This is a genomic window from Agromyces laixinhei, from assembly GCF_006337065.1.
GTDB lineage: Bacteria > Actinomycetota > Actinomycetes > Actinomycetales > Microbacteriaceae > Agromyces > Agromyces laixinhei.
This window is the reverse complement of record NZ_CP040872.1, coordinates 3,144,816-3,167,206: the sequence shown is the minus strand read 5'-3', so window position 1 is coordinate 3,167,206 and position 22,391 is coordinate 3,144,816. Positions and strand designations below refer to the sequence as shown.

Below are 22,391 nucleotides of genomic sequence, written 5' to 3'. Positions count from 1 at the left end.
CCCACAAAACCGGACGCTATGCAGGCAAACAAGTGCTTGGTTAGGATGGAACGACTCGTCGAAGGAGCGGAATGAAGATCGTCGTCCTGATCAAGGAGGTCCCCGACACGTACGGAGACCGCAAGCTCGACCTGCAGACCGGCATCGCCGATCGCGCGGCGAGCGAGACCGTGCTCGACGAGATCAGCGAGCGCGCGCTCGAGGTCGCGCTCTCGTACGCCGACGCGCACGCCGGCACCGAGGTCGTCGTGCTGTCGATGTCGCCCGAATCCGCCTCGGCGACCGTGCGCAAGGGGCTCGCGATGGGGGCTGCGGCCGCGGTGCAGGTCGCCGATGAGGCGCTCCTCGGCGCAGACGTCGGGCTCACCGCCGAGGTGCTCGCGGCCGCGCTGCAGCGTCTCGAGTTCGACCTCGTGATCGCGGGCAACGAGTCGACCGACGGCTCGGGCGGGGTGCTTCCGGCGATGCTCGCAGAGATGCTCGATGTGCCCAACGCGACGAGCCTGAACACGGTCGAGATCACCGAGGCCGAGGTGCGCGGCGAGCGAGCGAGCGACCACGGCACGATGGCGGTCACCGCGACGCTGCCCGCGGTGGTCTCGATCACCGAGCGCCTGCCCGACGCCCGGTTCCCGAACTTCAAGGGCATCATGGCGGCGAAGAAGAAGCCGTTCGAGACGCTCTCGCTCGCCGACCTCGGCATCGATGCCGAGACCACCGACGCGTCGCGCTCGATCGTGATCTCGCTCGCCGAGAAGCCGCCGCGCGCTGCGGGCACCAAGATCGTCGACGAGGGCGATGCCGGCGAGCGCCTCGCCGAGTACCTCGTCCAGAACCGGCTCGCGTAAGGGAATCGACGATGACTGACTACAACGCCGACTCGATCCTCGTGCTGCTCGACGTGGTGCCCTCGGGCGCGCTCGCGGCGAGCGCCGCCGGGCTGCTCGGTGCCGCCGCAGCCGCCGGCACCCCGGTCGCCCTGATCGTCGCGGGCGACGGCGAGCAGGCAGCAGCGGATGCCGCCGCGCTCGGCGCGACCCACGTGCTCGTCGCCGAACACCCCGAGGCCCGCACAGCGCTCACGGTTCCCGCTGCCGATGCGCTCGTCGCGGCCGCCGACCTCGTGCGACCCGACGCGATCCTCGTGTCGAACTCGATCGAGGGGCGCGAGGTCGCCGCTCGCTTCGCGGCGCGCTCACGCTCGGGCCTCGCCGTCGACGCCGTCGGAATCTCCCGCGACGCCGAGGGCGTCGTCGCCCATCACTCCGTGTACGGCGGCGCCTACAACGTCGACTCCGCGGTCACCTGGGGCGCGCCCGTGATCACCGTTCGCGAGGGCTCGATCGATGCCCGCGCCGAAGCGCAGCCCGTCTCGACCGAGCGGCTCGCGGTGGCGGCATCCGGCCGGAAGGCGGCCGTGGCCGGCGCCCTCGAAGAGGAGGTCGCCACCTCGTCGCGTCCCGAACTCCGCGGCGCCGCGAAAGTCGTCTCGGGCGGGCGGGGCCTCGGCTCCGAGGCGCAGTTCGAACTCGTCGAGCGGCTCGCCGATGTGCTCGGCGCGGCAGTCGGGGCATCGCGTGCCGCGGTCGACGCCGGTTATGTTCCGCAGTCGCACCAGGTCGGCCAGACCGGCGTCTCGGTCTCGCCGCAGCTCTACATCGCGCTCGGCATCTCGGGCGCGATCCAGCACAAGGCGGGCATGCAGACCGCCAAGACGATCGTCGCGATCAACAAGGACGCGGACGCCCCGATCTTCGAGGTCGCCGATTTCGGCATCGTCGGCGACCTGTTCACGGTCGTGCCGCAGTTGATCGCCGCGCTCGAGGCGCGGAAGGCGTAGCGCTCGATGGCGACGTACGGGCGAACGACGCGGCAGGGCCTGCCCCGCGTCGCCGGAGGAGATCCCTGGCCCCCGGTGTTCGAGATCGCCGAGGGCGTGCCGGCTGTGGGCGTTGCCGATGCGGCCGTCGAGTCGGTGGCTGCCGAGCCGGCGGCCGCAGCGACCGACGCGGATGCCCCGACTGGCGTTTCGGCCGCCGTGAGCGTTGCCGCACCCGCTCGGGCGGTGCGGCGCGGGCTGCCTCGCGTGCCCGGTGGAGAACCCTGGCCGCCGGCATCCGCGGCCGCTGCGGCACCGGCTGTTCCGGCGGCCGCGGCAGCGACGGTCGTGGACGCTGAGCCCGTGTCTGCGGTCCCCGCGGCAGCGGCGCCGGCCGTGCCCGTCACGTCGGGGGTCGTTGCAGCGGCCGGAGGCGTGGCACTGCGCCGCGGACTGCCGCGCACGGCCGACGGCGAGCCCTGGCCGCCCGCGGGCTCCGCGCCCGCCAGGCCCGAGCGCGTCGCGACTCCCGTTGTTGCGGCCGCTCCCGAGCCGAGCCCCGCGCCCGTCTCTGCTCCCGCTCCCGCGTCCGCGCCGGTGCCGGTGCCGGACCGCACCCCGACGGCGCGCCGCAGCGCACCCCGATGGCGCCGCAGCGCACCCCGATGGCGCCGCAGCGCACCCCGATGGCGCAGCCCCGTCGCTCGACGGCGGTCGCCGCGGCATCCGCTCACCCTGCTGCCGAGCCGTGGCCGAAACTGTACGGCCCGTTCTCCCGTGCGCAATGGGCCGGCTCGCTCGTCATCGGCGGCTTCGGGCTGCTGCTCGCCGCGACGGGGCTCGTCGTCGGGGTCAACTGGCTGCTCGCCCTGCCGCCGATGCAGGAATTTCTCGTGACGTACCCGGGCGAGTACCACCTGCCAGAGTCGGCGCCCGTCGGCATCCCCGCGTGGATCGGCTGGCAGCACTTCTTCAACGTGTTCCTGATCGTGCTCATCATCCGCTCGGGCCTGCAGGTGCGCACGCAGAAACGACCGACGGCGTTCTGGTCACCGCGTTGGAACCCGCAACGCAAGATCAGCCTCCCGCTGTGGTTCCACCAGTCGCTCGACATCCTGTGGCTCGTGAACGGGCTGGTGTTCGTCGTGCTCCTCTTCGTGACCGGGCAGTGGATGCGCCTCGTGCCGACGAGCTGGGAGGTCTTCCCGAACGCATTGTCGGCGCTGCTGCAGTACATCTCGCTCGACTGGCCGACCGAGAACGGCTGGGTGAATTACAACAGCCTGCAGCAGATCGCCTACTTCGTCACCGTCTTCATCGCGGCGCCGCTCGCGGTGATCACCGGTGTGCGCATGTCGGGCCTCTGGCCGAAGAACGCGAAGGTGCTGAACCGCATCTACCCGGTGGAGTGGGCCCGCGCGGTGCACTTCCCGGTGATGCTCTACTTCGTGCTGTTCATCATCGTGCACGTCGGGCTCGTCTTCGCGACCGGGGCGCTGCGCAACCTCAACCACATGTACGCCAGTCAAGACGTCGTGAACTGGACCGGATTCTGGATCTTCGCGGGTTCGCTCGTGGTGATCGCGGCGGCCTGGGTCGCGGCGCGCCCGCTCGTGCTGGCGCCGATCGCCCGGCTGTTCGGAAAGGTCAGCGGGCGCTGACGTGGGCGACGGCTCCGGACGACGCGACCAGATCGTCGCCATCGCGACGCGGCTCATCGCCTCGCGGGGGTACTCGGCGACGACGGTGCGCGACATCGCCGACGAGGCCGGCATCCTCTCGGGCAGCCTCTATCACCACTTCGCGTCGAAGGAGGCGGTGCTCCAGGAGATCCTGCGCACCTTCCAGCACGACACCCTCTCGGCGTTCGAGCGCATCGTCGCGAGCAACGGCAGTGCCCGCGAGCACCTCGACCAGCTCATCGAGCACGCGTATCGCACGATCGAGGAGCGCCCCGCCGAGGTGAGCATCTACCAGAACGAGACCGGGTTCCTCATGACCCAGCCCGGGTTCGAGTTCCTCGTCGACGGGGCCGCGCGCATCGAGGAGATCTGGCTCGGACAGATCGTGGAGGGGCAGGCCAGCGGCGTGTTCCGGGGCACCATCGATCCGCGCCTCGCGTTCCGGTTCATCCGCGATGCGGTGTGGTCGACGGTGCACTGGTACCGCCCCGGCGGCAGTCACACGGCGGCGAGCATCAGCGCGAACTCGCTCGACCTGCTGCACAACGGGCTGCTGGCCGGCGACGGCTGAGCCGGGCGCGAGCCCGCTTGCGACCGTGTCATCGGCCGCTTTACCGGCCGCTTCACCGGCCGAGCAGCCGGCGGCCGACGATCATGCGCATGATCTCGTTGGTGCCCTCGAGGATCTGGTGCACCCGCAGATCGCGTACGACGCGCTCGATGCCGAACTCCGATAGGTACCCGTAGCCGCCGTGCAACTGCAACGCGCTGTTGGCGGCCGAGAACGCGGCGTCGGTCGCGAAGCGCTTCGCCATCGCGCACTTCGACGTCGCATCGTGATCACCGGAATCGATCGCGGCGGCGGCGTCGTGCACGAGCAGCCGTGCCGCGTGCAGTTCGGTCGCCATGTCGGCGAGGGTGAAGACGACCGACTGGTGGTCGCCGAGGGGGTGTCCGAACGATTCCCGCTCCTGCACGTAGCCGAGCGTCTGATCGAGCGCCCACTGAGCGCCCCCGAGCGAGCATGCGGCGATGTTCACGCGGCCGCCGTCGAGCCCGGACATCGCGATCGAGAAGCCGTCGCCCTCGGCGCCGAGCCGGTTGCCGACGGGAACACGCACGTCTTCGAGCACGACCTGCCGCGTCGGCTGCGCATTCCAGCCCATCTTCCGCTCGTTCGGTCCGAACGAGAGGCCGGATGCCGCGGCGGGCACGAGGATCGCGCTGATTCCGCGTGACCCCGGCTCGCCGGTGCGGGCGAACACGAGGTACACGGCGGCTGCGCCAGCCCCCGAGATGAACTGCTTCACGCCGTTCAGCACGTACTCGTCGTCGTCGCGCCGCGCGCGCGTCGTGATGGCCGCGGCATCCGACCCCGCCGACGGCTCGGTGAGGCAGTAGCTGCCCCGGTTCACGAGGGTCGTGAGCGCCGGCAGCCAGTGCTCGCGCTGCCGGTCGTCGCCGTATCGGTCGATCATCCACGCGACCATGTTGTGGATCGAGAGGTAGGCGGCGATCGCGGTATCGCCCCGCGCGAGCTCCTCGAAGATCAGCGCAGCGGTGAATCGGCCGAGATCCGACCCGCCGACGTCTTCGCGCACGTAGATGCCGCCGAGGCCGAGCCGGCCGGCCTCCTCGAGCGCGTCGAGGGGGAAGTGCTTGGACCGGTCGCGTTCGGCCGCGAACGGAGCGAGTTCGGTGGCCGTGAACTCGCGCACCGCGGCCACGATCGCGAGTTGGTCATCGGTGAGTGCGGTCCCCATCGCCCCTCGACCCTTCCTCGCTGCCGGTGAGGCCGAGCCTACTCGCGCGAAGGGCCAGAATGGTTGATATGGATGCCTCGCTCCGCGCCCTCACCGAGATGCCCGAGCCGCAGTACGTGATGTCGACCGACGGGCTTCGCATCGCGAGCTACCTCTGGGGCGAGGAGGGCGCCCCAACGGTGCTCTGCGTGCACGGCTTCGCCTCGAGCTGCCGCGACAACTGGGTGAACACGGGCTGGGTGCGCACACTCACCCGTGCGGGCTATCGGGTGCTCGGCATCGACCAGCGCGGCCACGGAGCGAGCGACAAGCCGCACGAGGCATCCGGCTATGCCATGCAGGCCTTCGTGGGCGACATCACCACCGTGCTCGACACCTACCTGCTCGACACCGTCTTCTACGCCGGGTACTCGCTCGGCGCGCGAGTCGGCTGGCAGGCCGCGGTGCAGTTGCCGGGCCGTGTCGAGCGCGCCGTGCTCGGCGGCATCCCCGACGGGCAACCGCTCGAGCGCATGGAGATCGAGCAGGCGCGCGCGTATGCGGAGCACGGCACCCCCGTCGAAGATCGGGTGACCCGCAGCTACGTGATGCTCGCCGAACGGGTCGCCGGCAATGACCTGCGCGCCCTCGTGGCGCTCGCCGAGGGAATGCGGCTGGGTGACGCAGATCCCGATGCCGCCGACCCGCCGTTGCAGCCGATCCTCTTCGCCACGGGCGGTGAGGATGCGATCCTCCCGCAGTCGAAGCTCCTGGCGGAGGCCACGCCGAGCGGCGAATTCTTCGAGATTCCGGGGCGCCATCACTTCAATGCCCCGGGCTCGCGGGTGTTCCGGCAGGCGGCGCTCGACTTCTTCGCGTAGCAGTTCGGCGCGCGGGAGCGTAGAGTACGTTCCGTACTCTAATCTGGGAGGCGCGATGACGACGCCGCGGCGATTGTGGCCCGTGCTCGTCTGCCTCATGATCGTGATGCTGCTCGGGGCGATCGACCAGACGGCGTCGGCGCCGGCCCTGCCGCACATCGCCGGGGAGTTCGGCGGTCTCGAGGTGATGCCGCTCATCGTCGTGGCCTATCTCGGCGCGGCGACCGCATCGATGCCGGCGTACGGCAAGCTCGGCGACCGCTTCGGCCGCCGCCCGCTGCTGCTCATCGCGATCGGCCTCTTCACGGCCGGCGCACTCGCGGCCGCCCTGGCCGGGAGCCTGCCCGTCTTCATCGGGGCCCGCATCGTGCAGGGGTTCGGCGGCGGCGGCCTGATGCTCGGCGCGCAGGCGGTCATCGGCGAGATCGTGAGCCCGCGCGAGCGCGGCCGCTACCTCGGCTGGATCGGCATGGTCTATGTCATCGCAGCCGTCGGCGGGCCCGTGGTCGGCGGCCTCGTGATCCAGACGGTGGGGTGGCGCTGGATCTTCATCGGGTACCTGCCGCTCGCGGTGCTCGCCTACGTGCTGACCCTGCGAACGATCAGCCTGCCCATGCCGCGTGTTCGGCGACCGTTCGACGTGCTCGGGGCGGCCTCGATCGCCGTGCTCATCGCCGGCGTCGTCGCGACGGCGAGCCTCGCCGCGACGGGCGCGGGGTGGCCGGTCGCCGCGACTCTCCTCGCGGTGATCGCGATCACCGCTGTCTGCTGGGTCGTCACCGCGGTGCGCGCGGCCGACCCCGTGATCCCGCTCCGGCTGTTCCGTGACGCGGCGTTCAGCGTGCCGGTAGGGGTGAGCTTCCTCATCGGCGTCGCCCTGTTCGGCACGATCAGCTTCCTGCCGGCCGTCGTGCAACTCGGCTTCGGCGTCTCTCCAGTGGTGGCGGCATCCACCGTGACGATCGCGATGGGCGGCGTGATCGTGACGATGACGGCGTCGGGCCGCATCATCTCGCGCACCGGTCGCTACCGGATGTTCCCGATCGTCGGCACGGCGATGTCCGCCATCGGCCTCGGGCTCCTCGGCGCGGTTCGCACCGATACGCCGATCTGGGCGGCGGCGCTCGTGCTCCTCGTGATGGGGGCCGGCGTCGGGTTCGTCATGCAGGTGATGCTGCTCGTCGCGCAGAACGCAGTGACGCACGACAACCTCGGGGTCGCGACCTCGACCGTGGTGTTCGTGCGGCAGGTCGGCGCGACGGTCGGCGTCGCGGTGACCGGGGCGCTGATCAACCTGCAGACCGCCGGAGTGCCGGCCGATGCGTACCTCGCCGCCGCCGTGCCCGTGCTCGGTTACGGGGCGGGCGTGCTCGTCGTCGCGTTCGTGCTGACGATCCTGCTGCCCGCGCGCCCGCTGCGCACCTCGGCAGGCGCCGTCGAGGCGCCCCATTCCGCAGTGGTCGAACGATCGGGAGAGACGACGTGAGCGCACGCGGCACAGATCCGCTCATGGGGCTCGACGACATCGGCCGTGACGACCTCGACGTCGCAGGCGGCAAGGGCGCGAACCTCGGCGAACTGCTCCGGGGCGGATTCCGCGTGCCGGCGGGGTTCGTCGTGACGACCGGGGCATACCGGCAGGCGTTCGAAGATGCGGCGCTCGCCGAAGAGGTGCCATCGGCGGCCATGAACGACGCCGACGCCGATCGCGTGCGCGCAGCCGTCGGCGCGATGACCGTGCCCGCCGGGGTCGAAGCCGCGATCATCGAGGCGTACCGTGCGCTCGGCAGGGCCGCGGGCGACGATGCGCTCGCCGTGGCCGTGCGCTCGAGCGCCACCGCCGAAGACCTGCCAGGAGCGACATTCGCAGGGCAGCAGGACACGTTCCTGAACGTCGTCGGCGCGCACGCGGTGGTCGACGCGGTGCGCCGGTGCTGGGCATCGCTCTGGACCCAGCGGGCCGTGGCCTATCGCACGCGCGCCGGCATCGACCATCGCGAGGTGAGCATCGCGGTCGTCGTGCAAGTGCTCGTCGACGCCGACACGGCGGGAGTCATGTTCACCGCGAACCCCGTCACCGGTGCGCGAGACGAGACGATCATCGACGCGAGCCCCGGCCTCGGCGAAGCGGTCGTCTCGGGCCGGGTGACTCCCGACCACTTCGTCGTCGGGGCCGACGGAGGGGTGCGCCAACGGAGGCTCGGTCGGCGTGAGGTGATCATCGTTCCCGACGCGGGCGGCGGCGTGCGGGAGATCGCCGGCGGCGATCCCGGCGATCCCGGCGGGCCCGGCGATCCCGACGCGCCCGACCGCCTCGACGACGACACCCTGCGATCGATGGCAGCGGTGGGCACGCGCATCGCCGAGCACTTCGGCGGGCCTCAGGACATCGAGTGGGTCTCGGCCGACGGGCAGATCTCGATCGTGCAGGCGCGCTCGCTGACGGCGCTGCCGCCCGAGCCGGTGCGGGTCAACGCGATCCGGCGACTGATGACCGGCATCGTCGCGGAACTGCTGCCGATCCGCCCCACACCGCTCGACATGACCACGTGGACCGTGCACGGACACGGACGCATCCTCACCCGCATGCTCGCCGAGATTCCCGCGATCCGAATCTCGCTCGCCGACATGCTGCCCGAGGCCGACGGCGTCGTCGACCGCCTCGTGCCGCCCGACCCGCATCCATCCCTTCGCACCCCCGCGACGCCGTTCCGCATGGCGCCTCGGATCCGGCGCTTCCGCACCGAACGATGGAACGAGGACCCCCGATTCGCCGAGTTCGACCGCGAGGTCGAGGCGCTGCGCGCGATCGATCTCGGCACGCTCGGGTGGGCCGAGCTCGTCAGGGTGCCGCGCCGCGCCCTCGACATCCTCGACGGACTCATCACGCTGCGGATCGACTACCTCCCGCGTGCGGGCTTCGACCTGCTGCGGCTCCGCATGCTCCTCGGCGTGCTCGGGCTCGGCCGCGACGCCTCGTCGTTGACGCGCGGGGTCCGCACCCGCACCGGCGACGCGAACGCCGCCCTCTCCGCACTCGCGGCAGCAGTGGCAGCGGATGCCGCGTGGCGGGAGGCGTTCGAATCGTCGACCGATGCCGAGCTCGAGGCGAAGCTCGCCGCATCGCACGAGCTCGACGACCTGCGCGCCCGCATCGCCGACTTCACGAACGAGTACGGCCACCGGGAGACCACGAGCGCCTTCCTCGCCTCGGAGCCGACGTGGGGCGATGATCCCGCCATGCTCTTCGGTGCCGTCCGGGCGCTGCTCGTGCGGACTGCCGAACCGGCTCCCGGCGGAGCCGAACCCGACGCCGGCACCGGCGTTCACCCCGGTGACGGAGGGGCGACCGCCGCCGAGCGCCGCATCCGCGGTCGTCGCCGCGTTCGGTTCCTCCGTCTCGGCGACAAGATCCTCGCGGTCGCGGCCCATGCTCGCTCCGGCATCGCGTTCCGCGAAGACTCCCACTTCCACGCCATGCGGCCGATGCCGCCCCTGCGGCACGCACTGCTCGAGGCGGGCGCCCGGCTCGTGTCGGCGGGCGTCCTCGCGGAGCCGCAGGAGGTCTTCCACCTGCGATACGAGGAGCTGCTCGCCATCGACGACCCCGCCGCCGTCTCCGCACGTCAGCACTCGCGGCTCCGCGAGGCGGTCGAGCAACGCGCTCGCCGCCGCGGCCGATACGCGGGAGCCCCGCTCGTCTCGCCGCTCACGCTCCGCGCCGCACGATCCGGTGATGACGTCGTGGTGAGCGGCACCCCGGCCGGCGGCGGCCGGTCGACCGGGCCGGCCCGAATCATCCGGGAAGCCGCAGACTTCGCCAGGCTGCAACCCGGCGACATCCTCGTCTGCCCCTATACGAACCCGAGCTGGACGCCCCTGTTCCAGCTCGCGGCCGGCGTCGTCGTCGACACCGGCGGACTCGCCTCGCACGCAGCGATCGTCGCCCGCGAGTACGGCCTGCCGACCGTCATGGGCACGGGCGGCGGCACTTCGGCACTGCGAGACGGCCAGATCGTCACGGTCGACGGCGGTACCGGCCTCGTCAGCATCGAGCACGCCTCGTGAACGACGACGAGCGCACGCCCGAGCGCACGCTCGACCGGGTTCCCGCCCCCGACCACCGCTCGGGGCCCCGCCGTCGCGGCGACGCGCTGCGCGCCGCGATCGTCGAGGCCGTGATGGACGAACTCGCCGAATCCGGCTACGACCGGCTCACGCTCGACGGCGTCGCGGCGCGGGCGCGGGTCAGCAAGGCCTCCCTCTACCGCCGCTGGCCCGGCAAGCCGGAACTCGTCGTCGACGCGGTCTACACGACCCTCCCGATTCCCGCGGAACTGCGCGACACCGGCACACTCCGCGGCGATCTGCTCGCACTCTTCGACCTCGTCGCCCGAACACTCACGGGCCCGTCCGGCCATGCGCTCAAGGGGCTCATCAGCGAGACCCTCCGCGATGCCGACATCGCCGAGCGGTTCCGTGCGCGGAGTCAGGGCCGCGGCATCCAGGCGATGCGTTCGATCGTCGATCGCGCAGTCGCTCGCGGCGAACTCGAGCGTGCAGCGGTGCCCGAACGCCGACTCGAGACGGGCCACAACCTGCTGCGCCACGAGTTCCTGTTGAACGGTGCCGTCACGCCCGAGTTCGTCACCTCGCTCGTCGATGACGTCGTGGTTCCGCTCCTGACGCACCCGTGAAGATCTGGGGAGCCTTCTGTCTGAGCGGCCGCCGGCCGTCAGTCGCGCCCGTCAGTCGCCTGCCGCGGCCGCCGCCGCCGCAGCAGCCCGCTCCGCCCACTTCGGAACCTCGCCGTACCGCTGGAACGACACGAGCCGACCGGCAGCGCTGTCGTCGATGAGTTGCCCCAGCCGCCGCTCGCGGGTCGCCTCCTGCTTCGCCGAGAGCGCCCAGTGCGTCACCTGCCGTCGATAGGTCGGGGTCGCGGCCTGCCAGAACGCGGATGCCGCGGGGCTGGCCGCGAGCCGCGCCGCCGACTCGGGGGGCAGCTCTCGCTCGGGATTCTCGTGGGAGTACACGCCCGATCGGTCGTCGCGCCGGCGTTCGAACGCGGCGATGCCCGCCTCGTGCATGCGCCCGGCCGCGGTGAGCTGCTCGACGAGCGCGATGTTGACGCTCGACCAGTTGCTCGAGGCCTTCCGCGGGGTCCACCGCTGGCGCCGGGCATCATCGTCGATGCGCTGCGCCACGGAATCGATCCAGCCGAAGCACAGCGCTTCGGGCACCGCCTGCTCCCACGTCAGCCCGCGCTCGGGCACGTGCTTCTTGTACAGGCCCATCCAGAGCTCGGTGGCCGTGTCGTGGTTCGCCTCGAGCCATGCGCGGAACTCGTCGGGCGACGCGAAGAAGACTGCCGGGCGCTCTGGCGTGCCGCCGGGCGAGCCGATCTCGATGATCATGGCACGAGTCTGCCAGCAGGCACCGTCATTGACCACGCCCGCGCGTTCGCAGCCGATGCGCAGGTGCCGACCTGTCCATCGGGGCTACCGTCGAGTATGGGCGAAGCGGCAGGGCGCACCACCGGGTCGTCGGTGGGCGCTGCGCGCTGGCATCCGCTGCGACGGCGGCGAGCTGCGCCGCCGGCGTGGACCGACGCGCTCGCCGAGGGAGACGACGCCGGATTCTTCGGACCGGGCAGCGCGGTCTGGGCCGTCAACGGCGCGCTTCCCACCCTCGTCGCGGGCATTCGGGCGTTGCTGCTGCAGACGTTGCATCCGGGGGCCATGGCCGGGGTGTACGACTGGTCGCGGTATCGCGACGATCCGCTCGCGCGACTCGACGGCACGGTGCGCTGGGTCGCCGTGACGACGTTCGGCGACCGGCGCAGCGCCACCGCGGCATCCGCTTTCGTGTCACGACTGCATGAGCACGTGACGGGCAGTTACGTCGACGCGACGGGAGTCGAGCGCCGCTACTCGGCGAACGACGAGGAGCTGCTGCGCTGGGTGCACGATGCGTTCACCGAGGCGTTCCTCGGGGCGCACGAGATCTGGGGCGGGCCGATTCCGGGCGGCCCCGACGCCTATGTGCGCCAATGGGCGCAGGCCGGCCGGCTGATGGGCGTGCAGAATCCGCCGGCGACGGTCGATGCGCTGCGCGGCGAGATGACGGCCTTCCTCGCCGACGCCAGGTACGACGAACGCGTCGCCGAGGCCGTGCATTTCCTACGGCGGCCGGGCCTGCCGGGTCTCACGGGCCGGATGTACCCGATCCTCTTCGCCGGTGCCGTGGCGTCACTCGACCCCCGCTACCGAGGTCTGCTCGGCCTGCGGCGGCCGTGGTGGCCGGCGATCACGCTCACGCGCGCGCTGCTCTCCGTCGCGAGGCGCGTGCTCGGCGGCGTCTCGCCGAGCGAGCGCAACGCTCGGGCTCGGGTCTCGCGGCTCGGGACATCCGCGACCCCCGAAGGGAGCCGTGCGACCGGGCCCGCGCCGGACTAGCGTGGAGACGTGTCCGCTTTCGCGACCGATGCACGCACCACCCACGCCGCCGGCGTGGAGCGCCTGCTCGCGAGCTACTGGGCGGTGCCGCCGGGCTCGCCGGTGCGGCTCGCGAAACGCACCTCGAACCTCTTCCGGTCGAGGGCCGCGACGGATGCCCCGGGGCTCGACACCTCGGGCCTGACCCAGGTGATCGGCGTCGACGTCGATGCGCGCACCGCCGACGTCGCGGGCATGTGCACCTACGAAGACCTCGTGGCCGCGACCCTGCCGTTCGGGCTCGCGCCGCTCGTCGTGCCGCAGCTGAAGACCATCACCCTCGGCGGTGCCGTCACGGGTCTCGGCATCGAGTCGACGTCGTTCCGAAACGGGCTTCCGCACGAGTCGGTGCTCGAGATGGACATCCTCACCGGTGCGGGGGAGCTCGTCACCGTGTCGCGCGGCGACACGGGCGAGCACGCCGAGCTGTTCCGCGCGTTCCCGAACTCGTACGGCACGCTCGGCTACGCGGTGCGGCTGCGCATCGAGCTCGAACCCGTGCTGCCGTTCGTCGAGCTCACGCACCTGCGATTCCACCGGCTCGACGATCTCGTGGCCGCGATGGCGGAGATCGTCGGGTCGGCCGCGCTCGACGGGGTCGCCGTCGAATACCTCGACGGGGTCGTCTTCAGCGCCGATGAGGCGTACCTCTGCCTCGGCCGGCGCACCGCGGCATCCGGACCGGTCAGCGACTACACCCGCCAGCGCATCTTCTACCGCTCGATGCAGCACGACGACGGCGCGGTGCACGATCGCCTCACGACGCTCGACTACCTCTGGCGCTGGGACACCGACTGGTTCTGGTGCTCAGAGGCGTTCGGCGCGCAGCATCCGCTCGTTCGCCGGTTCTGGCCTCGCCGGCTCAGGCGCAGCCGGTCGTACGCCTCGCTCATGCGGGTCGAACGACGCTACGACCTCGGCAATCGCATCGAGCGGCTGAAGGGCCTGCCGCCCCGCGAACGCGTGATCCAAGACGTCGAGGTGCCGATCGAGCGATGCGCCGAGTTCCTCGACTGGTTTCTCGCGAACGTGCCGATCGAACCGATCTGGCTGTGCCCGCTGCGGCTGCGCGGTGACGACGCCTGGCCGCTCTACCCGATGGAGCCGCACCGCAGCTACGTCAACGTCGGCTTCTGGTCGACGGTGCCGGTCGGGGCCGTCGAGGGCGAGACGAATCGTCGCATCGAGCGCGAGGTCGCGGGACTCGACGGCCACAAGTCGCTCTACTCCGACGCGTTCTACTCCCGCGACGAGTTCGACGACCTCTACGGCGGCGGCGCCTACCGGGCGGCCAAGGCGCGGTACGACCCCGACTCCCGACTCCTCGACCTCTACGAGAAAGCGGTGCAACGACGATGACGACGACCAAGGGCGCCGCAGCGAACACGACGGCGGAGACTCCAGCGCACGATGCGGCGACGGATGCCCCGGGCAAGCTGACCCTCGCGCAGATCCTCGAGATCTTCGCCGGGGGCCGGCTGCCGCTGCGCTTCACCGCCTACGACGGCAGCTCGGCCGGGCCGGCCGATGCCGCGCTCGGGATCGAGCTCACGAGCCCGCGGGGCACGACCTACCTCGCCACGGGGCGCGGCGACCTCGGGCTCGCGCGCGCGTACATCGCCGGCGACCTCGACATCCACGGCGTGCACCCCGGCGACCCCTTCGAGCTGTTGAAGGCGCTCGCCGACGAATTGGTCTTCAAGCTGCCGCCGCCGCGCACGATGGCCCACGTCATCCGTTCGATCGGCCTCGAGCACCTGCGTCCGATCGCGCCGCCGCCAGAGGAGGCGCCGCCGCGCTGGCGTCGCATCGCCGAGGGACTGCGGCACAGCAAGCACCGCGACGCCGAGGCGATCCACCACCACTACGACGTCTCGAACACCTTCTACGAGTGGGTGCTCGGCCCCTCGATGACGTACACCTGCGCGTGCTACCCGGGCGCTGACGCATCACTCGACGAAGCTCAGGAGAACAAGTACCGGCTCGTGTTCGAGAAGCTGCGCCTCTCGCCCGGCGACCGGCTCCTCGACGTCGGCTGCGGGTGGGGCGGCATGGTGCGCTATGCGGCACGCCGCGGCATCCGGGCGCTCGGGGTCACCCTGTCTGAGGAGCAGACCGTCTGGGCGAAGCAGGCGATCGAGGCCGAGGGCCTCTCGGAACTGGCCGAGGTGCGGTTCGGCGACTACCGCGACATCCCGGAGACCGGGTTCGACGCCGTGTCATCGATCGGCCTGCTCGAGCACATCGGGGTGCGCAACTACTCCTCGTACTTCACCTTCCTGCAGTCGCGACTGCGCACGGGCGGGCTGCTGCTCAACCACTGCATCACGCGCCCCGACAACCGCTCGGAGCCCGCGGCGAAGGGGTTCATCGACCGCTACGTCTTTCCCGACGGCGAGCTCACGGGGTCGGGCCGCATCATCACCGAGGCGCAAGACGTCGGTCTCGAGGTCGTGCACGAGGAGAATCTTCGGCTGCACTACGCGATGACGCTGCGCGACTGGTGTGCGAACCTCGTGGAGCACTGGGATGACGCGGTCGCCGAGGTCGGGCTGCCGACCGCGAAGGTGTGGGGGCTGTACATGGCCGGCTCGCGGCTCGCCTTCGAGACGGGCGGCATCCAGCTGCACCAGGTGCTCGCCGTGCGGCCCGACGAGCGCGGCGGCACGGACGGGATGCCGCTGCGGCCGTGGTGGACACCCTGAGGCGGGTGCTCGCCTCACGGCCGGGCGGCCGCGGTCTCGCGCTCGGCCACGAAGCTCCGCCAGGTGCGTGCACCGCGTTCCGCTCCCGCAGACGCGAGATTGTCTCCCGCGCGGTAGGCGCGTCCGACGGCGCCGGGCAGGCGGATCGGCAGGCCGCGCCGCGGCCGCGCGCCCATCGCCTCGCGGAACGTCGCGACGAGCCGGCGAACATCGAGTACTTCCGGCCCTGCCAGGTCGGCGACCCGGCCGGCGGGCTCGCCGAGCGCGAGTTCGGCCAGTCGTGCGGCCACCTCGTCGCCGTGGACCGGCTCGAAGCGAAGGCCGCCGGGCAGCGGTGTGATGGGCATCCGTGCCAGACCTCGTGCGACCGGGAGCACGAAGTCGTGCAGTTGAGCGGCACGCAGCACCGACCAGGCCACGCCCGAGCCGGCGATCGCTCGCTCTGCCGCCGCCTTCGCCCGGAAGTAGCCGATGGGCATGCGGTCGGCACCGATGACCGAGATGAGCACGAGGTGCCTCACCCCGGCGTCGCGCGCGGCGGCGGCGAGGTTTCGCGCCGCGACATCGTCGCCCTTCGCTCCGCCCGCGAGGTGCAGCACGACGTCGACGCCGTCGAGCGCTGCGGCGAGCCCCTCGCCGGCGACGGTGTCGCCCGAGACATGCCCGATGCCCGGTTCGCTCGCACGCGGATGCCGGGACAGGATCCTGAGTTCGCGGCCGGAGTCACGCAGGATCGGCACCACGCGGCTGCCGAGGTTGCCGGTTCCACCGGTCACGAGTAGAGGTGTAGCCATGGTCGAGTTCCTCTCGTGTCACATCCGAGGGTGTTCCCTCGTCGACATACCGACGAACGAACCCGAGGAGATGTGACATGACCGACCGACGAATGCTCGCCCGGCGATTCGAGACCGAGCGGCCGCGGCTGCGTGCGGTCGCCACGCAATTGCTCGGTTCGCCCGCAGACGCCGACGACGCGGTGCAGGAGACCTGGCTTCGGCTCGAGCGGGTCGACGCCGCGGGCATCGACAATCTCGAGGCGTGGTTGACGACCGTCGTCTCCCGGGTCTGCCTCGACGTGCTGCGTGCGCCCCGGAGGACGCGGGAGCATTCGTGGCAGGTCGCGCCCTGGCGCGACGAGCCGGTCGCGGACGACGCCGATCCGGCGGAGCTCGTTGTGCAGAGCGATCGCATCAGCACCGCACTGCTCGTGCTGCTCGAGACGCTCAGCCCGGCCGAGCGGATCGCGCTCGTGCTGCACGATGTCTTCGGTCGGTCGTTCGACGAGGTCGCGGTCGCCCTCGACCGTTCGCCCGAGGCGGCACGGCAGCTCGCGTCGCGGGCGCGCCGGCGAGTGCGCGGCGCCGAGGAGCCGGTGCGGCCGGCCCGGGAGCGCGGCCGGCGGATCGTCGATGCCTGGCTCGCCGCAGCACAGCACGGCGACCTCGACGCGCTGCTCGGGCTCCTCGACGACGGCGCGGTGCTGCGCGCCGACTACGGCACGTCGACCCAGCTCGTCGAGGGATCGCGGGCGATCGCCGAGCAGGCCGTGCTCTCCGGGCGTCTGGCCGGGCACTCGACACCCGTGCTGATCGGCGGCCGGCCGGGCGTCGCCGCGATGGTGCACGGGCGGGTCGTCTCGATCATGGCGTTCGAGCTCGACGGCGACCGCATCGTGTCGCTCGACGTGCTCGCGGATCCGGAGCGCCTCGCCTCGATCGGCGCCGACCGCATCGTCGGCGACGTCAGCGACTGACGCGAACCGTGCGGCGAGCCGCGACTCCGGCGAACACGAGGGCGACGCCGAGCAGCGCGAAGAGCACGAGGCCCGTGAGCGCCGCCCACACCGTGCCCGCGGTGAGCGTGGCGAGCAGGAGTTCGAGCCCAGGCGTGGTCGGGAACGCTGCGGCGAGCGAGTCGACGGCTGGCGGCACGGTCGACGACAACCCGGCCGCGAGTGCGATCGCCCCCACGAATGCCGCCGCGAGTCGGCCGACCGCTCCGAACGATGCCGCAAGCCCCTGGTTCACCGCGGCGAACACGGCGCCGACCGCGACGGCCGCTGCGGTGAAGCCGAGCCCTTGCGCCGGGTCGACGGCGACGGCGACGAGGAACGCGACGCCGACGACGAGCCCCTGCACGGCGCCGATCGCGACACCCGGCAGCATCGCCTGCAGCGCGATGCGCCCCGACGACGTCGCCGTCAGCAAGCGGCGTAGCGGCACCGCCTGCCGGGCGAGGGCGAGAACGATCCCGCCGACCCAGAGCGCCACGACGGCGTAGAGCGGCACGGTCTGCCAGCCGGCGGCCGGCGAGAACTGCGTCACGTTCACGGGTTGCGACACGACCGACGACAGGATCTCGATGTCGGAGTCCGAGTAGCTCGGCAGTTGCTCGGCCGCCTGCTCGAGCCCGTCGGCGAGTTGGGCGGCACCGGTCTCGACCTGATCGGCGCCCGTCACGAGGCTCGCGGCGCCCGTGGCGAGCGACGCGGCACCGGCATTCGATGCGTCGGCCCCCGCCGCGACCTCGTCGGCACCCTCGGCAGAGGCGTCGAGCCCTCCGACGAGCGCGGTCATGCCGGCGGCGAGTTCTTCCGCGCCCGCTGCGACCTGGTCGGCGCCGCTCGCGAGCGTCGCGACATCCCGATTCGCGGTCTGGAGGGTGCCGAGTGCTCCCGTCGCCCGCCCGCACACGGTGCCGGGGCCCGGCAGCGCGCAGATCTCGGCGACGACCGCCGAGAACTCGGTCGTCGCGCCGTCGAGCTTCGACGCGACCGTGTCGAGTGCCGACGAGACCTCGGCGGCGCCCTCGGCGAGCAGGGCCGCTGCTTCGGGAAGCCCCTGTGCTGCCGCATCGAGCTCGGCGAGGCCCGCCGCGAGGGAATCGCTGCCGGTGTCGAGCGCGCCGAGACCGGCGGCCAGTTGTGCAGCGCCGCTCGCCAGTGTCGCCGCGCCGTCGGCGAGTGAAACCGCGCCGGCCGCGAGGCTCGAGGCCCCGGATGCCGCGTCGCTGATCTGCTGCTCGATCGTATTGAAGCCCTCGTACACGTTGCCGAGGTACTGCGAGATGAGCTGTGCGTTCATCGAGGCGACCGCGGTCGACGTCACGGCCTCGGTCAGTGCGGGGTCGAGCGCAGCAGACGCCGGGGTCGTCGTCACCTCGATCTCGGCGTGCACCGCGCTCGCCGCGGGGCCGCCCATGGAGGTCGCCGATGCCGAGAACGACGCGGGAATCGTCACGACCGCGACGTAGCGGCCGTTGCGCAGGCCTGCGGTCGCCTCATCGTCGTTCGTCAGCACCCACGTGAAGTTCTGGGGGTCATGCTCCGGGGTGTCGCCGTCTGGTGTGCCCCCGCCCATCAGCCCCGCGGCGAGCTGGCGACCGAGGGGCACGGTGCTGCCGTCGACCGTCACCGGCTCGTCGTCGTTCACGATCGCGGCCGTGACCCGGTCGAGGTGGGCCGTCGGGGTCGCGAGCGCCCAGGTGAGCACGCCCCCGGTGAGGAGCGGCACGGCCAGCATGCCGACGATCGCGACGATGCCCAGACGCTCGGAGCCGGCGCCCGCCGAGAACGGCCCGGTCATCTCAGCTCACCCTCATCGGCGATGACTCGAGCCGCGCCGCGTCGAGGTGCACGGTGTGCACGATCGTGCCGGGCGGCACGAACTCGCTCGCCGCCGCTGTGCCGCCGTGCGCGATCACCACGGTGAGCGCATGCGCGTCATGGCGATGGGCGCTCGACGCGGCATCCGTCAGCAGGCGGCGGATGCTCGAGCGGATCGCGGGGTCGATGACGCCGTCGGCGCCGTCGAGCATCACGACGGATGCCCCGCTGGCGAGCGCGTCGGCGACCGCGGCGCCCGGGTCGGCCACGCGGTCGGCCGGCACGAACGCCGAGCGGGCGCGTACTGCGGCCGCACGCGCCGGCAGTACGAAGCCGGCGATCTTGAGCCGGCCGCCGGTGACCGGCAGCCGTCCGCCGAGCGCGAGCAGCAGGGCGCGGCGGGTCAACGCCGAGTCGCCCGACACCTCGAGCACCTCGCCGGCGCCGACTCTCACGGCGAACCCGTCCCCGAGCTCGGCACCCGCGACCTGCACGTCTTCGGCCGCGATGGCGAGCCGGTCACCCGGCTCCGGCCACTCTGCGAGCTCGAATTCGCGTGCGAGCCCTTCGCCCTCGATGTCGAAGCGCGGCAGCAGGCGGTCGAGCGAAGCCGGAATCCACCACGACCACCGCCCGAACACCGAGAGCACGGCGGGAATGAGCGTCATCCGCACGATGAAGGCGTCGATCGCGACGCCCACCGCGAGCCCGAAGGCGATCGGCTGGATCGATGCATCGCCCTCGGGGATGAACGCCGCGAACACGGCGAACATGATGATGGCGGCCGCGGTGACCACCCGAGACGAGCTCAGGAAGCCGCGCTCGACCGCGAGGTGCGGGTCGCCGTTGTGCACGAAGTCCTCCCGCATGCGGCTGACGAGGAACACCTCGTAGTCCATCGCGAGACCGAACAGCACGCCCATCACGATGATCGGCATGAAGCTGATCACCGTGCCGACATCGGCGACGTTCAGGGCGTCGGCGAGGAACCCGTCGACGAACACGAGGGTCGTCAGGCCGAACGCCGCCGCGACCGAGAGCGCGTAGCCGAGCGCAGCGGTGACGGGCACGACGATGGAACGGAACACCATGGCGAGCAGCACGAGCGAGAGGCCGACGACGAGCAGCCCGAACGGCAGCAGCGCCTCGGCGAGGCGCGCCGAGATGTCGATGCCGGCGGCGGTGTAGCTCGTCACCGAGAGGTCGACGCCGTACTCCTCCTCGAAGTGGTCGTGCATCGAGCGCAGTTCGCCGACGAGGTCCTTCGTCGACTCCGAGTCGGGGCCGCCCTCGGGGATGACCTGCACGATGCCCGTGTCGCCTCCCTCGTTCGGCGTCGAGAGGGCGACGGATGCCACGCCGGGCACGCCCGCGATCTCGGCGCCGAGATCGTCCATGAGCCCGACGGGGTCGGTGCTCTGGATGATCGACCCCGTCACGATGAGCGGGCCGTTGTAGCCGGGCCCGAAGTGCTCGTCGATGAGGTCGAAGGCCACTCGGCCGGGGTCGCCCTCCTCGAGCGAGCCCGCGTCGGGCAGGGCGAGGCTCAGGTGCACGGCCGGCACCGCCGCGAGCCCGAGCGCGGCGACGATGACGACGATCGTGACGACCGGCCATCGAGTCGCTGCGCGCACCCAGCCGAAGAAGAGTCGACTGTGCCGCACCGGTTCGGGAGCCAGTTCCTCGTCGTCATCTGGGTCGTCGCCGACGTCGCGATCGTCATCGTCGCCCCCCGCAGGCGCGACCGCGGGCCGGTATCGCCTGGCGACCACGCGCCAGCCGGTGAAACCCAGCAGCGCCGGGATGAGCGTGAGCGAGACGAGCACGGCGATCGCGACCGCGAGCGCCGCGGCGACGCCCATGGTGGTGAGGAACGGGATGCCGGCGACGGCGAGCCCGAGCAGCGCGATGATGACCGTGATCGCGGCGAACACGACCGCCGACCCGGCCGTCGCGACCGCGCGCGCCGCCGACTCTGCCGGATCGTGGCCCTGCTTCAGCTGATCCTGATGCCGGGAGATGATGAAGAGCGCGTAGTCGATGCCGACCGCGAGTCCGAGCATGAGCGCGAGCAGGGGCGTCGTCGAGGTGATCGTCAGGAATCCGGTGCCGATGAAGACGATCGCGAGCGATGCGCCGGCGCCGAGCAGTGCCGTGATGAGGGGGAGGCCCGCCGCAGCGAACGACGCGAAGGTCACGAACAGCACGGCGAAGGCGATCACGATGCCGATGAGTTCGGTGACGCCGATGCCTGCGGCGCTCTGGGAGAAGAGCTGGCCGCCGACGGCGACCTGGGAGCCCGCGGGCAGTGCCGCCTCGAGGGCGGCGCCTTCGTCTTGCAGCGCATCGGCGGTCGACGGCAGCACCGAGGTCGTGCCGACCGAGAGCTGGATGGGCACGAGCACGGCCGAGTCGTCGTCGCTGATGTTCGGAGTCGCGGTCGAGGAGTAGGGGGAGGTCGCCGACGAGACCTGGGGGATGCCTGCGAGTTCGTCGACGGCGGCTTCGACCGCGGCTTCGAAGTCGGAGTCGGTCACGTCGCCGCCGTCGGGCGCCACGGCGACCAATTGCGCGGAGCTGCCGCTCACCTGCGGAAAGGTGCGGGCGAGGGCATCGAGCGCCTCCTGCGATTCGGTGCCCGGAATACGGTACGTGTTGTCGGTGCCGACGCCGAACAGGGCCGCGCCCGTGAAGAGCACGGCCAGTGCGATGAGCCAGCCCGCGAGAACCAGGCCGCGAGCCCGGTAGGCCCACCGCCCGAGTGCGTACAGCGCTGAGGACACGTCGGATGTTCTTCCCCCGCAGTCGCAGAGGATTCCTCAGGACGACTGGTGACCCTCAACCTAGAGGTTCGCCCGCAAGCGGCGCAAGCAGCAGGATCGTCGGCGACCCGAGCGGTGCGCTCGCCGCGGCGATGCAGGGCTTCGAGCGCGCCCGGCGCCCGCCGGGCGCCCTAGCCGTGACTGCTGCGATAGCCGGGGTGCACCTCGGCGTCGAGCCCGTAGTGTTCGGCGAGCTTCGTGAGCAGGGTGCCGAGCGACCTGCGTTCGTCAGCGCTGAGCGGACTGAGGAAGTCGGCCTCGTGCGCGGCTCCGATCCGGCGCATCTCCGACATCGCGTCGGCGCCGTTCTGAGCGAGCCGCAGCTCGTAGTTTCGACGGTCGATCGTGCTGCGGCTGCGCTCGACGAGCCCCTTGCGTTCCAGCCCGTCGATGAGCGCGACGACACGGCTCGGCACCACGCCGAGCCTGCCGGCGAGCGACTGCTGACTGAGGCCGGGGTCACCCGCGATGATGCGGAGGAGCCCGATATCGCTCGGCTGCAGGCCGAGTTCGGCAACGCGGTCGGCGAAGCGAGCCGAGGCCAGGGAGCCGAGTTGCGAGAGCTGGAATGCAACGCGGCGGGTCGGCGGCCTGGCGTCTTCGGCGCGCGTATCGAGACTCATGCGTCCCAGCATACCT

General features: G+C 71.6%; 18 protein-coding genes. 12 read left to right on the top strand and 6 right to left on the bottom strand.

Going from position 1 to position 22,391, the window contains the following annotated elements; translation table 11 throughout:
* Nucleotides 1–71 precede the first annotated feature (71 nt).
* From FHG54_RS15035 to FHG54_RS15020, 4 genes are all read left to right on the top strand, one after another.
* Nucleotides 72–848, top strand: coding sequence for an electron transfer flavoprotein subunit beta/FixA family protein (locus FHG54_RS15035; RefSeq protein WP_139417988.1), 777 nt, complete (start codon nt 72–74; stop codon nt 846–848).
* Nucleotides 849–859: 11 nt separating this feature from the next.
* Complete coding sequence (locus FHG54_RS15030; RefSeq protein ID WP_139417987.1) at nt 860–1,840, top strand: electron transfer flavoprotein subunit alpha/FixB family protein; 981 nt, start codon at nt 860–862, stop codon at nt 1,838–1,840.
* A 623-nt stretch (nt 1,841–2,463) separates the two neighbouring features.
* Nucleotides 2,464–3,480: a cytochrome b/b6 domain-containing protein gene (locus tag FHG54_RS16540; protein ID WP_233437796.1), complete on the top strand. Its 1,017-nt coding sequence runs from the start codon at nt 2,464–2,466 to the stop codon at nt 3,478–3,480.
* Nucleotide 3,481: 1 nt separating this feature from the next.
* A complete protein-coding gene (locus FHG54_RS15020) occupies nt 3,482–4,072 on the top strand; it encodes a TetR/AcrR family transcriptional regulator (RefSeq protein WP_139417986.1) in 591 nt (196 codons plus the stop codon).
* Nucleotides 4,073–4,124: 52 nt separating this feature from the next.
* Here FHG54_RS15020 and FHG54_RS15015 read toward each other — a convergent pair whose 3' ends face one another.
* The gene (locus tag FHG54_RS15015) at nt 4,125–5,264 is read right to left on the bottom strand and encodes an acyl-CoA dehydrogenase family protein (protein ID WP_139417985.1); all 1,140 of its coding nucleotides are present in this window, start codon (nt 5,262–5,264) and stop codon (nt 4,125–4,127) included.
* A gap of 68 nt (nt 5,265–5,332) precedes the next feature.
* Here FHG54_RS15015 and FHG54_RS15010 point away from each other — a divergent pair, with 68 nt between their 5' ends.
* From FHG54_RS15010 to FHG54_RS14995, 4 genes are read left to right on the top strand one after another with little or no spacing between them, the layout of a single operon-like run.
* On the top strand, nt 5,333–6,124 hold the full coding sequence (locus FHG54_RS15010; protein ID WP_139417984.1) for an alpha/beta fold hydrolase: 792 nt from the start codon (nt 5,333–5,335) through the stop codon (nt 6,122–6,124).
* Between the two features lie 55 nt (nt 6,125–6,179).
* Nucleotides 6,180–7,610 (top strand): MFS transporter, encoded by a 1,431-nt coding sequence (locus tag FHG54_RS15005; RefSeq protein WP_139417983.1) that lies wholly within the window; start codon nt 6,180–6,182, stop codon nt 7,608–7,610.
* Nucleotides 7,607–10,192: a PEP/pyruvate-binding domain-containing protein gene (locus FHG54_RS17010; protein ID WP_276528341.1), complete on the top strand. Its 2,586-nt coding sequence runs from the start codon at nt 7,607–7,609 to the stop codon at nt 10,190–10,192. Before FHG54_RS15005 ends, FHG54_RS17010 begins: the two co-directional genes overlap by 4 nt.
* Nucleotides 10,189–10,821 (top strand): TetR/AcrR family transcriptional regulator, encoded by a 633-nt coding sequence (locus FHG54_RS14995; RefSeq protein WP_210415438.1) that lies wholly within the window; start codon nt 10,189–10,191, stop codon nt 10,819–10,821. Before FHG54_RS17010 ends, FHG54_RS14995 begins: the two co-directional genes overlap by 4 nt.
* Before the next feature lie 51 nt (nt 10,822–10,872).
* On the opposite strand, the gene FHG54_RS14990 is transcribed toward FHG54_RS14995, so the two are convergent.
* On the bottom strand, nt 10,873–11,541 hold the full coding sequence (locus FHG54_RS14990; RefSeq protein WP_139417982.1) for a YdeI/OmpD-associated family protein: 669 nt from the start codon (nt 11,539–11,541) through the stop codon (nt 10,873–10,875).
* A gap of 96 nt (nt 11,542–11,637) precedes the next feature.
* On the opposite strand from FHG54_RS14990, the gene FHG54_RS14985 reads away from it, so the two are divergent.
* From FHG54_RS14985 to FHG54_RS14975, 3 genes are read left to right on the top strand one after another with little or no spacing between them, the layout of a single operon-like run.
* On the top strand, nt 11,638–12,582 hold the full coding sequence (locus FHG54_RS14985) for an oxygenase MpaB family protein (RefSeq protein ID WP_139417981.1): 945 nt from the start codon (nt 11,638–11,640) through the stop codon (nt 12,580–12,582).
* A 9-nt stretch (nt 12,583–12,591) separates the two neighbouring features.
* Nucleotides 12,592–13,980, top strand: coding sequence for an FAD-binding oxidoreductase (locus tag FHG54_RS14980; protein WP_139417980.1), 1,389 nt, complete (start codon nt 12,592–12,594; stop codon nt 13,978–13,980).
* Nucleotides 13,977–15,326, top strand: coding sequence for a class I SAM-dependent methyltransferase (locus FHG54_RS14975; RefSeq protein ID WP_139417979.1), 1,350 nt, complete (start codon nt 13,977–13,979; stop codon nt 15,324–15,326). Before FHG54_RS14980 ends, FHG54_RS14975 begins: the two co-directional genes overlap by 4 nt.
* Nucleotides 15,327–15,340: 14 nt before the next feature.
* On the opposite strand, the gene FHG54_RS14970 is transcribed toward FHG54_RS14975, so the two are convergent.
* Complete coding sequence (locus tag FHG54_RS14970) at nt 15,341–16,102, bottom strand: SDR family oxidoreductase (protein ID WP_233437795.1); 762 nt, start codon at nt 16,100–16,102, stop codon at nt 15,341–15,343.
* Between the two features lie 95 nt (nt 16,103–16,197).
* Here FHG54_RS14970 and FHG54_RS14965 point away from each other — a divergent pair, with 95 nt between their 5' ends.
* Entirely contained in the window at nt 16,198–17,079 is an 882-nt protein-coding gene (locus FHG54_RS14965; RefSeq protein WP_139417977.1) for a sigma-70 family RNA polymerase sigma factor, read from the top strand.
* Here FHG54_RS14965 and FHG54_RS14960 read toward each other — a convergent pair.
* The 3 genes from FHG54_RS14960 to FHG54_RS14950 form a co-directional block, all read right to left on the bottom strand.
* The gene (locus FHG54_RS14960) at nt 17,069–18,910 is read right to left on the bottom strand and encodes a hypothetical protein (RefSeq protein WP_139417976.1); all 1,842 of its coding nucleotides are present in this window, start codon (nt 18,908–18,910) and stop codon (nt 17,069–17,071) included. The two genes, FHG54_RS14965 and FHG54_RS14960, sit on opposite strands and share 11 nt — an antisense overlap.
* A 1-nt stretch (nt 18,911) precedes the next feature.
* Nucleotides 18,912–21,713, bottom strand: coding sequence for an MMPL family transporter (locus FHG54_RS14955; RefSeq protein ID WP_139417975.1), 2,802 nt, complete (start codon nt 21,711–21,713; stop codon nt 18,912–18,914).
* Nucleotides 21,714–21,883: 170 nt separating this feature from the next.
* On the bottom strand, nt 21,884–22,375 hold the full coding sequence (locus tag FHG54_RS14950; protein WP_139417974.1) for a MarR family winged helix-turn-helix transcriptional regulator: 492 nt from the start codon (nt 22,373–22,375) through the stop codon (nt 21,884–21,886).
* Nucleotides 22,376–22,391: the final 16 nt, after the last annotated feature.

Coding starts and splice junctions, on each gene's coding strand:
- FHG54_RS15035 (WP_139417988.1), top strand. CDS start 72: ATGAAGATCGTCGTCCTGATCAAGGAGGTCCCCGACACGTACGGAGAC.
- FHG54_RS15030 (WP_139417987.1), top strand. CDS start 860: ATGACTGACTACAACGCCGACTCGATCCTCGTGCTGCTCGACGTGGTG.
- FHG54_RS16540 (WP_233437796.1), top strand. CDS start 2,464: ATGGCGCCGCAGCGCACCCCGATGGCGCCGCAGCGCACCCCGATGGCG.
- FHG54_RS15015 (WP_139417985.1), bottom strand. CDS start 5,264: ATGGGGACCGCACTCACCGATGACCAACTCGCGATCGTGGCCGCGGTG.
- FHG54_RS15010 (WP_139417984.1), top strand. CDS start 5,333: ATGGATGCCTCGCTCCGCGCCCTCACCGAGATGCCCGAGCCGCAGTAC.
- FHG54_RS15005 (WP_139417983.1), top strand. CDS start 6,180: ATGACGACGCCGCGGCGATTGTGGCCCGTGCTCGTCTGCCTCATGATC.
- FHG54_RS14990 (WP_139417982.1), bottom strand. CDS start 11,541: ATGATCATCGAGATCGGCTCGCCCGGCGGCACGCCAGAGCGCCCGGCA.
- FHG54_RS14985 (WP_139417981.1), top strand. CDS start 11,638: ATGGGCGAAGCGGCAGGGCGCACCACCGGGTCGTCGGTGGGCGCTGCG.
- FHG54_RS14975 (WP_139417979.1), top strand. CDS start 13,977: ATGACGACGACCAAGGGCGCCGCAGCGAACACGACGGCGGAGACTCCA.
- FHG54_RS14965 (WP_139417977.1), top strand. CDS start 16,198: ATGACCGACCGACGAATGCTCGCCCGGCGATTCGAGACCGAGCGGCCG.
- FHG54_RS14960 (WP_139417976.1), bottom strand. CDS start 18,910: ATGACCGGGCCGTTCTCGGCGGGCGCCGGCTCCGAGCGTCTGGGCATC.
- FHG54_RS14950 (WP_139417974.1), bottom strand. CDS start 22,375: ATGAGTCTCGATACGCGCGCCGAAGACGCCAGGCCGCCGACCCGCCGC.